General features: G+C 73.0%; 13 protein-coding genes. 10 read left to right on the forward strand and 3 right to left on the reverse strand.

Translation table 11 applies throughout. The features are described from left to right. The first annotated feature begins 324 nt into the window (after positions 1–324). The 7 genes from rpsB (at position 325) to ACQEVB_RS19520 (ending at position 5849) form a co-directional block, all read left to right on the forward strand. Positions 325–1209 (forward strand): 30S ribosomal protein S2, encoded by an 885-nt coding sequence (gene rpsB, locus ACQEVB_RS19490; protein WP_432973287.1) that lies wholly within the window; start codon positions 325–327, stop codon positions 1207–1209. 87 nt (positions 1210–1296) lie between these two features. Beyond that, entirely contained in the window at positions 1297–2112 is an 816-nt protein-coding gene (gene tsf, locus ACQEVB_RS19495; RefSeq protein ID WP_432973290.1) for a translation elongation factor Ts, read from the forward strand. Between the two features lie 49 nt (positions 2113–2161). After that, positions 2162–2980, forward strand: a complete 819-nt coding sequence (pyrH, locus tag ACQEVB_RS19500) for a UMP kinase (protein WP_432973293.1) — start codon at positions 2162–2164, stop codon at positions 2978–2980. Next, positions 2977–3534 (forward strand): ribosome recycling factor, encoded by a 558-nt coding sequence (gene frr / locus ACQEVB_RS19505; protein WP_432973296.1) that lies wholly within the window; start codon positions 2977–2979, stop codon positions 3532–3534. The genes pyrH and frr overlap by 4 nt, the downstream gene beginning before the upstream one ends. Positions 3535–3584: 50 nt before the next feature. Beyond that, positions 3585–4409 carry a phosphatidate cytidylyltransferase gene (locus tag ACQEVB_RS19510; protein WP_432973299.1) on the forward strand — a complete coding sequence of 275 codons (825 nt, stop codon included), beginning with the start codon at positions 3585–3587 and terminating at the stop codon, positions 4407–4409. Beyond that, positions 4406–5107, forward strand: a complete 702-nt coding sequence (locus ACQEVB_RS19515) for a class I SAM-dependent methyltransferase (protein WP_432973302.1) — start codon at positions 4406–4408, stop codon at positions 5105–5107. Before ACQEVB_RS19510 ends, ACQEVB_RS19515 begins: the two co-directional genes overlap by 4 nt. Positions 5108–5132: 25 nt before the next feature. Beyond that, the gene (locus tag ACQEVB_RS19520) at positions 5133–5849 is read left to right on the forward strand and encodes a hypothetical protein (protein ID WP_432973305.1); all 717 of its coding nucleotides are present in this window, start codon (positions 5133–5135) and stop codon (positions 5847–5849) included. A 74-nt stretch (positions 5850–5923) separates the two neighbouring features. On the opposite strand, the gene ACQEVB_RS19525 is transcribed toward ACQEVB_RS19520, so the two are convergent. Beyond that, positions 5924–8560, reverse strand: a complete 2637-nt coding sequence (locus ACQEVB_RS19525; protein ID WP_432973308.1) for a PEP/pyruvate-binding domain-containing protein — start codon at positions 8558–8560, stop codon at positions 5924–5926. A 131-nt stretch (positions 8561–8691) separates the two neighbouring features. Between ACQEVB_RS19525 and ACQEVB_RS19530 the strand changes: the two genes are divergently transcribed. After that, on the forward strand, positions 8692–9768 hold the full coding sequence (locus ACQEVB_RS19530; RefSeq protein WP_432973311.1) for a hypothetical protein: 1077 nt from the start codon (positions 8692–8694) through the stop codon (positions 9766–9768). 7 nt (positions 9769–9775) lie between these two features. Further along, entirely contained in the window at positions 9776–10879 is a 1104-nt protein-coding gene (rlmN, locus tag ACQEVB_RS19535; protein ID WP_432973314.1) for a 23S rRNA (adenine(2503)-C(2))-methyltransferase RlmN, read from the forward strand. A gap of 179 nt (positions 10880–11058) precedes the next feature. On the opposite strand, the gene ACQEVB_RS19540 is transcribed toward rlmN, so the two are convergent. Next, a complete protein-coding gene (locus tag ACQEVB_RS19540) occupies positions 11059–11928 on the reverse strand; it encodes an alpha/beta hydrolase (protein WP_432973317.1) in 870 nt (289 codons plus the stop codon). A 152-nt stretch (positions 11929–12080) separates the two neighbouring features. On the opposite strand from ACQEVB_RS19540, the gene ACQEVB_RS19545 reads away from it, so the two are divergent. Then, positions 12081–12986: a family 43 glycosylhydrolase gene (locus tag ACQEVB_RS19545; RefSeq protein WP_432973320.1), complete on the forward strand. Its 906-nt coding sequence runs from the start codon at positions 12081–12083 to the stop codon at positions 12984–12986. Here the strand turns inward: ACQEVB_RS19545 and ACQEVB_RS19550 are convergent. Continuing rightward, on the reverse strand, positions 12975–14045 hold the full coding sequence (locus ACQEVB_RS19550; RefSeq protein WP_432973323.1) for an ATP-dependent DNA ligase: 1071 nt from the start codon (positions 14043–14045) through the stop codon (positions 12975–12977). The genes ACQEVB_RS19545 and ACQEVB_RS19550 overlap by 12 nt on opposite strands. Between the last annotated feature and the right edge of the window lie 27 nt (positions 14046–14072).

The following is a 14072-nucleotide window of genomic DNA, read 5'->3' on the forward strand; positions in this document are numbered from 1 at the left end:
TCGACGCTGGCACGGATCGGGTCGTGTCGGGCCCACGACCGCTGATCTGTGGATGGCCGCACCCCGATGTGGACAACTGCGGGCCTCGCGGCGGGCGCCACGGCCCAGCGGCGTACACTCGATCTGCGCCTCGGGCCGTCCGAGGTGACTTCGCGCGCTCGCGTGATCCCGGCCGAGTCGGGGTGCGGTGGACGGGCGGTCCCGTGCAGTTGGCGGGTCCGGCCACCGGCACGGGCGCCAGGGCGGTGCCGCCACCCGGCACACCGCGACGAACCGCGCGCGTGGCCGGAAGCGGCCGCGCCTGAACGAGAGGTGCACCCGGCCGTGGCCGTCGTCACCATGAAGCAGCTGCTGGACTCCGGTGTCCACTTCGGGCACCAGACCCGGCGCTGGAACCCGAAGATGAAGCGCTACATCCTCACCGAGCGCAACGGCATCTACATCATCGACCTGCAGCAGACGCTGTCGTACATCGACCGCGCGTACGAGTTCGTGCGCGAGACCGTCGCCCACGGCGGCACGATCATGTTCGTCGGCACGAAGAAGCAGGCGCAGGAGGCCATCGCCGACGAGGCGGGCCGCGTCAACATGCCGTACGTGAACCAGCGCTGGCTGGGCGGCATGCTCACGAACTTCCAGACCGTGCACAAGCGCCTGCTGCGCCTCAAGGAGCTCGAGGCGATGGAGCAGTCGGGCGGGTTCGAGGGCCGCACGAAGAAGGAAATCCTCATGCTCACGCGTGAGAAGGACAAGCTCGCGAAGACCCTCGGTGGTATCCGCGACATGTCGAAGGTGCCGAGCGCGGTGTGGGTCGTCGACACCAAGAAGGAGCACATCGCCGTCGGCGAGGCCCGCAAGCTGGGCATCCCGGTCGTGTCGATCCTCGACACCAACTGCGACCCCGACGAGGTCGACTACCCGATCCCGGGCAACGACGACGCGATCCGCTCGGCCGCGCTGCTCACGAAGGTGATCGCGCGTGCCGCGGCCGACGGCCTGATGGCCCGGGCGCAGCGCGCCCGCGGCGAGGGTGCCGACAAGGCCGACGGTGTCGCCGCCGACGAGCCGCTGCCCGAGTGGGAGAACGACCTGCTGCAGCAGGGCGCCGGCTCCGACGGCGCGAGCCTCACCGACACCACTCCGGCCGAGGCCGCGGTTGCCGCCGCGCCCGCCAGCACGACGAACGGCGCGTCGCAGTCCGCCAACTGAGCTGATGCAGGGCCGGGTCCCGACCCGGACCCGGCCCCTGCTCGGCCCACCCCCACGCACCGCCCCCAGAGAACGGACGAAAGGCAGATGGCGAACTACACCGCCGCCGACGTGAAGAAGCTCCGGGACCTCACCGGTTCCGGGATGATGGACTGCAAGAAGGCGCTCGAGGAGTCGGACGGCGACTTCGACAAGGCCGTCGAGCTGCTGCGCATCAAGGGCGCCAAGGACGTCGGCAAGCGCGCCGGCCGCGAGACCGCCAACGGGCTGGTCGCGGCCGAGGGCGGCTCGATGATCCAGCTCAACTCCGAGACCGACTTCGTCGCGAAGAGCGCCGACTTCCAGAAGCTCGCGGCCGACATCCTGGCCGTGGCCGTCGAGAAGGCGCCCAAGGACCTCGAGGCGCTGAAGGCCGAGGCGCTGGGTTCCAGCACCGTCGGCGAGGCCGTGCAGGAGCTGTCCGCCCGCATCGGCGAGAAGCTCGAGCTGAAGAACTACGTGCACATCGACGGCCCGGTGGCGCTGTACCTGCACCGCCGCGACCCCGACCTGCCGCCCGGCATCGGCGCGCTGGTCGCGTACGAGGGCGCCGACGACGAGACCGCCAAGTCGGTCGCCATGCACATCGCCGCCGCCCGCCCGCAGTTCACCACCCGCGAGCAGGTGCCCGCCGAGCTGCTGGAGAACGAGCGCCGCATCGCCGAGGCCACCGCCCGCGAGGAGGGCAAGCCGGAGCAGGTGCTGCAGCGGGTCGTCGAGGGCCGGATCAACGGCTTCTACAAGGACGTCGTGCTGCTCGAGCAGGCCTCCGTGCACGACGCGAAGAAGACGGTCAAGAAGCTGCTCGACGAGGCGGGTGTCGAGGTCAAGGACTTCGCCCGCTTCGAGGTCGGCCAGGCCTGAGCCGGTCCCACCCGAGCAGCTCCGTCCTGTCGAGAGGAACCCCGGCCCGATGACATTGACCGACCCGCGGATCGGCGCAGAAGGCACCCGTACCGGATTCAACCGCGTGCTGCTGAAGCTCGGCGGTGAGATGTTCGGTGGCGGGGCCGTGGGCGTCGATCCGTGGGTGGTCGAGACGGTCGCCCGCCAGATCGCCGAGGTCGTGCGCACCGGCGCCCAGGTGGCGGTCGTCATCGGGGGTGGCAACTTCTTCCGCGGGTCGGAGTTGCAGGAGCGCGGCATGGACCGCGCGCGTGCCGACTACATCGGCATGCTGGGCACGGTCATGAACTGCCTCGCGCTGCAGGACTTCCTGGAGCGCGAGCACCACATCGAGACGCGCGTGCAGACCGCGATCACGATGGGGCAGGTCGCGGAGGCCTACATCCCGCGGCGCGCGATCCGGCACATGGAGAAGGGCCGGGTCGTGATCTTCGGCGCCGGGGTGGGCATGCCCTACTTCTCCACCGACACCGCGGGCGCGCAGCGTGCGTTGGAGATCGGCGCCGAGGTGTTGCTGCTGGCCAAGGGCGTCGACGGGGTCTTCACGGCCGACCCGAAGACCGACCCCACCGCGACGCAGTTCACCGAGATCACCCATCGCGAGGTGCTGGAGCGTGGGCTGAAGGTCGCCGACGCCACGGCGTTCAGCCTCTGCATGGACAACAAGATGCCGATCATCGTGTTCAATCTGCTCACCGAGGGCAACATCGCCCGTGCTGTGCGGGGAGAGCGGATCGGCACGCTGGTCAGCACGCCGGACCACTCGCAGGATGCCGCGCGGAGCTTGTCGGAGCGCGCAGGAAACGCCGAAAGGGACGAGCCATGATCGACGAGGCGCTGTTCGAGGCCGAGGAGAAGATGGAGAAGGCCGTCTCCGTGGCCAAGGAGGACCTGGCCGGCGTCCGCACGGGGCGCGCCACGCCGAACATGTTCTCGCGCGTGGCGGTCGAGTACTACGGCGCGATGACCCCGATCAACCAGCTCGCCTCGATCAACGTCCCCGAGGCGCGCCTGGTCGTCATCAAGCCCTACGACGCGGGCTCGATGAAGGCGATCGAGAAGGCGATCCGGGAGTCCGACCTGGGGCTCAACCCGTCCAACGACGGCCAGCTCATCCGCTGCGTGATCCCGCAGCTGTCCGAGGAGCGGCGCCGCGAGATGGTGAAGGTGGCCCGCGGCAAGGGCGAGGACGCGCGCGTGGTGATCCGCGGTGTGCGGCGCAAGACGATGGACGAGCTGCACCGCATCGTGCGCGACGGCGAGGCCGGTGAGGACGAGGTGACCCGCGCGGAGAAGGAGCTGCAGGCCACCACGGACAAGTACGTCCACCAGATCGACGACCTGGTGAAGCACAAGGAAGCCGAACTCCTCGAAGTCTGAGCACGGTGTCCAGTCCGCCCGCATCGGGTGCCGCCGGAGGTGCGGCGACCGTGCCGCCACGCACCTCGCGTGCCGGCCGGGACCTCGTCGCCGCGATCACGGTCGGCGTGGTGCTGGGCGCGGTCATCCTCACCTCGCTGCTGATCGAGCGGCACTTCTTCATCGGCGTGCTCGGCGCGGCCGCTGCGGTCGGCACGTGGGAGCTGGCCGGGGCACTGCGCCGGGGCGCGGGGATCGCCGTGCCGCTGCCGGTGCTGCTGGTGGGCGGGCAGGCGATGGTGTGGCTGGCGTGGCCGTTCGGGCTCGCGGCCATGGCGGTGGCGTTCGCGGGCACCGCGCTCGCGGTGCTGCTCTGGCGGATGCACAGCGGGTCCGAGAACTACCTGCGTGACGTCAGCGCCGGCGTGTTCACCGCGGCCTACGTGCCGCTGCTGTGCTCTTTCGCCACCCTGATGACGGTCGCGCCCGACGGCGTCGGGCGCATCCTCACGTTCATGATCTGCGTGGTGGCCTCGGACGTCGGCGGCTACACGGCGGGCGTGCTGGCCGGCAGGCACCCGATGGCGCCCACGATCAGCCCGAAGAAGTCCTGGGAGGGCTTCGGCGGCTCGCTCCTGTCGGGCATGGTCGCCGGCGCGCTGTCGGTCACCCTGCTGCTGAACGGGCAGTGGTGGGCCGGCGCGCTGACCGGTGCGCTGCTCGTGGTGTGTGCCACGCTGGGCGACCTGGTCGAGTCGATGATCAAGCGGGACATCGGCATCAAGGACATGGGCAACCTGCTGCCCGGCCACGGCGGGCTCATGGACCGGCTCGACTCGCTGCTCCCCACCGCGCTCGTGGCGTGGGCGGCGCTGACCCTCGTCGTGCCCGGGTGATCGGGCGCGTCCGCCCGATCCCCAGCCCGAACATCTGGCACTGGCCCGACGTCTACGCGCTGGAGAACGCCGCCCAGGACGTCGACGGCGCGATCTGGGCCGCGCTGCGGGAGCTGGCGCCGTTCGCGGGCCGCGACGTCGTCGACGTCGGGTGCGGCGAGGGCTTCCACCTGCCGGTGTTCGCCGCCGAGGCGGCGTCGGTGGTCGGGGTGGAGCCGCACCTGCCGCTGGTGCGCCGTGCTCAGGCGCGCGGGCTGGACGTGCGCGCCGGCAGCGCCGAACGGCTGCCGCTGCCCGATGCGAGCGTCGACGTGGTGCACGCGCGCACCGCGTACTTCTTCGGCCCGGGCTGTGAGCCCGGTCTGGCGGAGGCGGAGCGGGTGCTGCGCCCCGGCGGCGTGCTCGCGATCATCGACCTCGACGCGACCGTGCCGCCGTACGGCGACTGGATGCGGGCCGACCTGCCCCGTTACGACCCGCTGGCGGCGGAGCGGTTCTTCGCCCGGCAGGGCTTCACGATGCGCCGCGTCCGTACGACCTGGCGGTTCCCGGACCGCCGCACCTGCGAGGCGGTGCTGCGCATCGAGTTCTCCGCACGAGTGGCCGCCCGCGCCCTGGCGACCGTCGCCGGGGTGGAGCTGCCGGTCGGGTACCGGGTGCACGTCCGGCCGGCCGGGGTGGTCGTGACCGCGTCGTGACCCGTCCGCCGCTACCGTGGACGGTATGCGCGAGCAGCCCACCGTGCCCAACCGGGCACACCCGACGCGCCCGGAGCCGCCCACCGTGCGGCGGCCCGTACCGCCGAGCCGACCCCGCCCCGTAGCACCGCCGCCGGCTCGTCCGGGGCTGCCGCCGACGCTGCAGGCTCCGCTGCCCGAGCCGCCGCGGGCGCAGCGGCCGCCGCGGCCGGTGCGGCCCATGCCGCTGCCCCTGCTCCTGCCGGCCATCGGTGGGGCCTGGTGGGCGGTCGGCGCGTCCGCGCTCGACACCGGTGCGGGCACGCTGGTGCTCGCGCTGGGCCTGTCGCTCGCCGTCGCGCTGGGCATCGCGCTGCACCGCCGGCTCGGCACGGGCGCGCCGCTCCCCCCGGGTGGGCGCCTGCGCGTGCTGCGCATCGCCCTGGTGGCGGTGGCCGGCATCGTGCTCGGCGGTTGGGGTCTGCGCCTGCTCGGCCTCGGTGAGGTGACCGTGCCGCTGGCCTGCGGCATCACGGGGCTGGCGCTGTTCGCGTTCGTCCGGCTGGTGGACGAGCGGATCATCGTGGCGCTGGCCGGGGCGTTGCTGGTGCTCGCCGCCGTTGGCGCCTCGCTGGCTTTCGGCACCCCCGGCGCGCTGTACCCGCAGGGCCTCGTGGGTATGGGCGCCGGCGCGCTGTGCTGCGCGGCCGCCGCGGTGCGCGGCGGCCTGGTGGCGGAGCTCCTCGCCCGCCGCCGCGGCTGACCCACGTCACACACCGAGTGCGGTCGTCACACACGTTGCAGCATGTGTGAGGTCCGCACTCGGTGTGTGACGTGCTAGGTGGCCGCCACCGCGACCTCGGCCGCCACCGGCGTGACGATGCCGGCGGCCCCGTCCACGGTGATGCGGTCACCGGTCGCGATGGTGATGGTCGCGTCCGGCACCCCGACGACGGCGGGGATGCCGTACTCGCGGGCCACGACGGCGCCGTGCGAGTTGGCGCCGCCCATCTCCATGACCAGCCCGCCCGCGGTGAGGAACAGCGGGGTCCAGCCCGGGTCGGTGGACGGGACGACGAGGATCTCGCCCGGCTCCAGGTGCGCGCCCACCGGGTCCAGCACCACGCGGGCGATGCCGGTGACGGTGCCGGCGGAGGCCGCGGTGCCGGTGAGCGCCCCGTCGGGGGCAACGGCGGCCGTGGCGAGCGCCTCGGGTTCGGTGCCGTCGGACAGCAGGATCCGCGGCACGTGCCGCCGCTGCAGCTCGCGGTCGTAGTCGGCCCGCCGTTCGGCGATGAGCTCGCGCAGGTTGACCCCGCCGACGGCGCGACGCAGCTCGGCCAGGTCGAGCCAGACGACGTCGTCGGCGTGGTCGAGCAGGCCGCGCTCGGTCAGGTCGCGGCCGACCGCGACGAGCTCGGCCCTGACCACCGCGAACAGGCGAACGAGGTAGTCCTTGTGGGTCTCGCGCAGCCCGGCGAGCTCGCGCATGCGGCGCAGCGCCCAGCCGGTCAGCGCGGCCCGGAGCGCGGAACGCTGCCGCACCGCTCCCACCACACCGGCGACGGCGGCATCGGCGGCCGCGGCACCCCGTGCGAACACGGCGTCGGGGGCCTGGGCGGGATCGGTCAGGCGCAGGTAGTTGGCGATCACGCCGAGCACGTACGTCGGGTCGTCCCACCAGCGCGGCATGCCGAGATCGATCTCCGCGACGGCGCGGTGCCCGTGCGCCTCCAGGAACCGGGTGAGGCCGTCCTGGGCGACCCGGGGGAGCAGCCCGTCCCTCCACCGGCCCGCGAGCTCGACGGGGGTGGCCTCGGCGAGGGCTCGCACCGACTCGGGGTCGTCGCGCAGCTGCACGGCCAGCGCCCACAGCTCGAGGTCCATCTCGGTGGTGCTGTTGTGCGGCAGGGACCGCAGGAGCTCGTGGACGGCGTCGGCGTCGATGGCCGGGCCGGCCACCAACCGGGCGAGCCCCAGCATCGCGAAGCCCGCGCCGGCCGCCGGCACCACCGTGGGCAGCACCGGGAAGCACTCGCGGAGCACGTCCGCGGCGTGGTCGATCCGTGCGAGCGGGGCGGTGCCGTCGGGCAGCGGATGCTGGGCGTAGACGCGGGCGCCGATCCGGTCGATGCGGCGTCGGGCGGCCTGCGGGCTGGCCAGCGCGAGCAGGATCTGCGGCGGGATGCGGTACCGGAACGCCACCCGCACGACCTTCGCCACGAACCTCCGGCGTGATCCCCGCCGCGGCGCGAACGCCGGGTCGTCGAGCAGCCCCCGGATCACGACCGCGGACCGCGCCTCCATCACCCCCAGCACCTTCGGGATGAGCACCCGGCCGAGCTCGTTGCGCAGCCCGTCGGTGAAGTCGAAGAAGGTGCGCCCGCCGGCGGCGTGGATCGCCGGGGGGCCCTGCTCGTCGTCGGCGGGGAAGCCGAAGGCATTGCGCGACGCCGTGGCGCCCACAGCGCGGAAGGCGGCGATGCCGAGCGGGGTGATGGGCCGGGTCAGGCCCTGGGCGAGGCTGAAGTTGAGGTAGGCCCGCTTGCCGGGACGGTTGCCGACGGGCACCGGGTGCAGCGTGGTGATCGGGCGGGCCTGGGTGAGCAGCAGTGCACCGGACGTGTCGAGCGCCCACTCGATGTCCTGCGGGCTGCCGTAGTGCCGCTCGACGGCGCGGCCCAGCGCGACGAGCGCGAGCACCTGCTCGTCGGTGAGGGCGTGGCCGGAGTCGCCGCCCAGCTCGACGCGCTCGGTGCCCCCGCCGGGCAGGGCCCGGATGGCGACGGCCTTGTCGCCGGGCGCGTAGTCGATCCGGCCGTCATCCACGGTGATGTGGTCGGGGTTCACCGCGCCGGACACCACAGCCTCGCCGAGGCCCGGCGCGGCGTCGATCACGGTGGTGGTGCGGCGGCCGCTCACCGGGTCGGCCGTGAAGAGCACCCCGGCGACCTGAACGTCGACCATCTCCTGGACGACGACGGCGAGCGCGACGGTGCGCTGGTCGATGCCGGCCGTGTTCCGATAGGCGACGGCGCGGTCGGTCCACAGCGACGCCCAGCAGCGGCGGACGGCGTCGAGCACCGCCTCGGCGCCGACGACGTTGAGGAACGTGTCCTGCTGGCCCGCGAAGCTGGCGCCCGGCAGGTCCTCTGCGGTGGCCGAGGAGCGCACAGCGACGGGCACGTCCGTGCCGAGGGCGGCGTAGGCCTCGGTGATCGCCGTGGCCACGTCGGGCGCGATCGGGGTGTCCAGCAGGGCCGCGCGGGCGGTGGCGGGCAGGTCCGGGCCGCCCTCGTCGAGCACGGCCGAGATGCCGGCCGACGCCGCGGCGTCGCGGTAGGCGGCGGTGGTGACGCAGAACGCCGGTGGTACGGCGAAGCCCGCGGCGGTGAGTTCCGCGAGGTTGGCCGTCTTGCCGCCGACGACGTCGAGGTGGCGAGCGTCGGGGGCGTCGAGACCGATGACCATCATGAACACGAGATTAACTCAACGCGCGATGAATTCTATCCTCCTTTCCGGTGACCGGCAGATGGCGTAGAAGGGGGAGGCCGCTCCCTCGCGCGCGGGAGGTCGCGCCGGCCCCGTCGGAAGACGCTTCCGGCATGGACACGAAGACACCCACCGGGCGGCTGCCCGTCGTCGTCGGAGGTTGGAGCGCAGGCGCTGTCGTGATCGGATCGTGGTGGTCGCTGCGGCCCGCCGACCATCCCTTCGCCCGGCCGGGTGACGACGGCTTCCCGACGCTCCTCGACCTCGTCCCCGGGTCGGTGACCGCGCCGGCACTGGTCGGTGTCGGCGTGGTCGGCCTGGCGGCGGTCCTGACCCGGTCCCGGCCGGTGCTGGTCACCGTCGGCGTGCTCGTCGCGGTGGCGTTCGGCCTGCTCGCGGCCGGCGTCGCCCCGCTCGCCCTGGCCGGGTACGCGATGGCGATGTTCGGCCCGGTCGTCCTCGCCGGCACGCTCGTCGTCGGGGCGTGGCGGTGGCGGGGCGGGCCCGTCGCGCTGGGGCTGATGGTCGCGATCGGAGCCGCGGCGTGGCTCACCGGGATCGCCGACGGTGCCGTCCTGCGGCGCTACGTGGACGTCGTCACCGGCAGCGCTGCGAAGTTCGGGCCGCCGGCCGCGCTGACGTTCCTGCTGGCCGGGGCGGTGCTCTGGGGGGCGCTGGCGGGGCGCCTGGCCCTCGCCGGACACCGTAGGCCGGCGTGGGCCGAACCCGACGCGGCGGCCCGGTGGGGCCGCGCCGCTGCGTTCGTCGCCGCCGCCTGTGTGCTGCCGTACTTCCTCCTGCGCATGACCTGGCTGACGCCGTGGCCGCTCGGCATGTCGGCGGACGAGCTGGCCGTCGTACCCGAGATCCGCCTGCACGGGCTCCTGCTGGGGCTCGCCGCGCTGGCCGGCGGCGTGCTGACGCTGGGCCTGGTCTCCCGCTGGGGCGAGGTGTGGCCGCGGTGGGTGCCGGTGCTGCGCGGCCGGCCGGTGCCGCGCGCCGCAGCGGTCGTGCCCGGTGCGCTGGTCGCGGTGCTGCTGACGGCGGCCGCGGTGCCGATGGCGATCCAGGCGGTCGCGGAGGGCGCGTTCGAGATGCTGCTGATCTTCCCGTTCTGGCTGTGGGGACCGGCGCTGGGGCTGGCCGTGCTCGGCTACGCGCTGCGCCGCGGGACCGCCTCGTACACTTGAGCAGGTCATGACTCTTCCGCTGGTCTTCGACGCGCCCAAGCGCGCCCTCCCGCCCCGCCACCTCGCCGACCTCGAACCCGACGAGCGTCGGGGTGCGGTGACGGAGCTCGGGCTGCCCGGGTTCCGGGCCGACCAGCTGGCCCGGCACTACTTCGGCCGGTTCTCCACCGACCTTGATGCGATGACCGACCTGCCGGCCGCGGCCCGCGACGCGCTGCGCCCGCTGCTCCCGCAGCTGGTGCAGCCCGTCCTGGAGCAGGCCTGCGACGACGGCGCCACCCGGAAGACCCTGTGGAAGGGCCACGACGGCACGCGCGCCGAGTCGGTGCTCATGCGGTACCCGGACCGCGCGACCGTGTGCGTCTCCAGTCAGGCGGGCTGCGGCATGGCGTGCCCGTTCTGCGCGACCGGTCAGGGCGGGCTGCAGCGCAACCTGTCGACGGCCGAGATCGTGGAGCAGGTCCGGCAGGCAGCGGCCGCCGCCCGCGACGGTGCCCTCGGCGAGCCCATGCGGCTCTCCAACATCGTGTTCATGGGCATGGGGGAGCCGCTCGCGAACTACAAACGGGTCGTGGCGGCGCTGCGGCGGATCACCGAGCCCGCCCCGTCCGGGTTGGGGATCTCGGCGCGCGGCGTCACGGTGTCGACGGTCGGGCTGGTGCCCGCAATCGACAAGCTGGCGACGGAGGGCCTGCCGGTCACCCTCGCCGTCTCCCTGCACACCCCTGACGACGAGCTGCGCGACACGCTCGTGCCCGTCAACAACCGGTGGAAGGTCGCCGAGGTGCTCGCCGCGGCCCGGCGCTACGCCGTCGCCACCGGCCGGCGCGTCTCCATCGAGTACGCGCTGATCCGCGACGTGAACGACCACGCGTGGCGCGCCGACCTGCTCGGGCAGCGGCTCGCCCGCGAGATCGGCACCAAGCGCGTGCACGTCAACCTGATCCCGCTCAACCCCACCCCGGGCAGCGAGTGGGACGCGTCGCCGCGGCCCGTGCAGGACGAGTTCGTGCGCCGTGTCCAGGCCGCCGGGGTCGCCTGCACCGTGCGCGACACCCGCGGCCAGGAGATCGCCGCGGCCTGCGGGCAGCTGGCGGCCACCGGGGCGTAGCCCTCGTCAGAGGTCGTCGGGAAGGACCCGGAACGCGGCGTGCTCGGTCAACGGGTCAGCCAGGTCGGCGCCGAACCCGTCGGCGAGGTAGGAGTCGGCGCGCTCGGCGAGAGGTCGTCGGCGTCGGCGTAGACCGTCGTGCGCTCGAGCGGCAGACGCCTATGATGCCCGCCGGGCACTCACCGCGGGACCACCCGGTCCAGCCACGCCAGGAGGTCGGCCTCCACCTCGGCGCGGTTGGTCTCGTTGAGGATCTCGTGGCGGGCCTGCGGGTACACGACGCTGGTGACGTCGGTGAGCCCGGCCGCCTCGAGCCGCTGGACCAGCGCGGAGGAGAGGGCGAGCTGCCCGTTGACCGGGTCCATGTCGCCCACGGCGATGTAGACGGGCAGGTCGCGGCGGATGCCGGCGAGCCGGGCGGGGTCGGCGAGGGCGCGGGCGGCGTGGAACATCGCCTTGCCGGCCTCGGCGTCGAGGCCGAAGCCGCACAGCTCGTCGGCGATGTAGGCGTCGACCTGGGCCTCGTCGCGGGAGAGCCAGTCGTAGTCGGTGCGGGCCGGCGCGAACGGCGCGTTGAAGCCGGAGAGGTCGATGGGCGCGTCGAGGTCGAGCGCCGGTTCCAGGAGGTCGATCGCGGCGGTGCCGGAGAGGACGAGCGCGGTGATGTCGGCGGAGTGGTCGAGCACGTACTGCTGGGCGGCGAACGAGCCCATGCTGTGGCCGAACAGGACGAGCGGCAGGTCGGGGTGCTCGTCGTGCGCACGTTGGACGAGCACGTCGATGTCGTCGACGAGCGCCGTCCAGCCGGCGGCGCCGATGTGCCCGGGCTCGCCGGCCATGGTGGCGCCGTGGCCGCGGTGGTCCTGGCCCTGCACGAGGAACCCGGCGGCGGTCAACGTCTCGGCGAGATGCTGGTAGCGCAGCAGGTGCTCGCCCATGCCGTGCGTGAGCTGCACGATCGCGCGCGGCGAGCCGGCGGGCTCCCAGCGGTAGGTGGCGATCGTGGTGCCGTCGCGGCCGGTGACCGGGATGCGGGTGGGTGACGTCATCGTGCGCCCCTTCGGGGGAGACGGCGGGGGACCGACGTGCAGCCTGCGCGTTCGTCGGCCTCCCGTCCAGCCTCCGCCCGGGCGCGGTGCTCGAGAGCCCGGGAGTTGATCTCGTCCGGCGGCCGGCCCGCGTCCGATTTATCCTGTCCGCCATGGCCACCCCGGCAGTGACCAACGAGGTGATCGTCGGCAATCCGATCATCACCGACGTGTACACGTCCGATCCCGCGGTGCTCGTGCACGACGGCACCGCATACCTCTACACCGGCCACGACGAGGCCGAGCCCGGTTCCCCCGACTACCTGATGCGCGACTGGCTGCTGTTCTCCTCGACCGACCTGGTCGACTGGAAGGCGCACGGCTCCCCGCTCGCGATCACCGACTTCGCGTGGGCGGCGAGCACCGGCGCCAAGGCCGGCGCGGTCGTCGAGCGGGACGGTCGGTTCTACTGGTACGTCGCCGTCGACCGGCCCGACCGCCCGGGCGGGGCGATCGGTGTGGCGGTGGCCGATCACCCGACCGGCCCGTTCCGCGACGCCCGCGACTCGGCCCTGGTCACCGACGAGGTGCCGTTCCCGACCGAGTCCGACCACACGATCGACCCGGCCGTGATCGTCGTCGACGGGCAGGCACACCTGTTCTGGGGCAAGCTGCGCTGCTTCCACGCGCTGCTCGACGACTCCATGACCGACCTCGCCGGCCCGATCACCGAGATCGAGCTGCCCGGCTTCCAGGAAGGTGCGCACGTCCACCACCGCGACGGATGGTTCTACCTGTCCTACGGCTACCTGAACCCGCAGCGCGTCGGCTACGCCCGCAGCCGCTCGGTGGACGGTCCGTGGGAGTTCGTCGGGATCCTCAACGAGGTGGCCGGCAACTGCGAGACCAACCGCCCGTGCCCGGTCGAGTTCAACGGCGAGTGGGTGTTCTTCTACCACAACGGGGTGCTGCCGGGCGGGGGCAGCAGGCGCCGTTCGGTGTGCGTCGACCGGCTGCACCACCGCCCGGACGGGCTGATCGACCGCGTGCGGATGACCACCGAGGGCTTAAGAGGGTAGCCCGAGCACCTCGGCCAGGTCGAACGACACCGGCTGCTCCAGCTGCTCGTACGTGCAGCTCTTGGGGTCGCGGTCCGGCCGCCAGCGCACGAACTGCGCGGTGTGCCGGAACCGCACGCCCTCCATGTAGTCGTAGCGCACCTCGACGACGCGCTCGGGCCGCAGCGGCACGAACGACAGGTCCTTGCCGTTGTTCCAGCGGCTGCCCTCGCCCTTGCGCGGCGTGCGCTCGCCCTCCTCCTGCTTCGCCCAGGCCCAGGGGTGGTCGTCGAACGTGGTGACGAGCTCCTGCATCTCCTGGAAGAGCTCCTTGCGCCGGGCCAGCGGGAACGCGCCGATCACGCCCACCGAGGCGAGCACGCCGCGGTCGTCGTAGAGGCCGAGCAGCAGCGAGCCGATCACGTCGTCGCCGGACTTGTGCACGCGGTAGCCGGCGACGACAGCGTCGCACGTCCGCTCGTGCTTGATCTTGGTCATGACCCGCTTGTCGGGCTGGTAGGTCACGGCCGGGTCCTTGGCGATGAGCCCGTCCAGCCCGGCGCCCTCGAACTGCTCGAACCACTGCTGGGCGACGTCGTGGTCGTCGGTGAGCGGGGTGACGTGCACGGGCGGAGCCGCCTGCGCCAGCGCGTCCACCAGCCGCGCCCGCCGCTCGGCGAAGGGGCGTTCGGTGAGGTCCTCGTCGCCCACCGCCAGCAGGTCGAACGCGACGAAGCTGGCGGGCGTCTCCACCGACAGGAGCTGCACCCGGCTCGCCGCCGGGTGGATGCGCTGTTGCAGCACCTCGAAGTCGAGCGTGTTGTTGGCCCGGTCGAGCACCACGATCTCCCCGTCGATCACGGCGCGCTCGGGGAAGTTCGCCAGCACGGCCTCGACGACCTCCGGGAAGTAGCGGGTCATCGGCCGCTCGTTGCGGCTGCCGATCTCCACCTCGTCGCCGTCGCGGAAGATGATCGAGCGGAAGCCGTCCCACTTGGGCTCGTACAGCTTGCCGGGCGGGATCTTCGGCTGCGGCTTGGCCAGCATCGGCTTCACCGGGGGCATCACGGGCAGGTCCACCCACGTCATCCTGCCCGGCCGCGCAAG

This window comes from Pseudonocardia sp. CA-107938, assembly GCF_050936315.1.
Lineage (GTDB): Bacteria > Actinomycetota > Actinomycetes > Mycobacteriales > Pseudonocardiaceae > Pseudonocardia.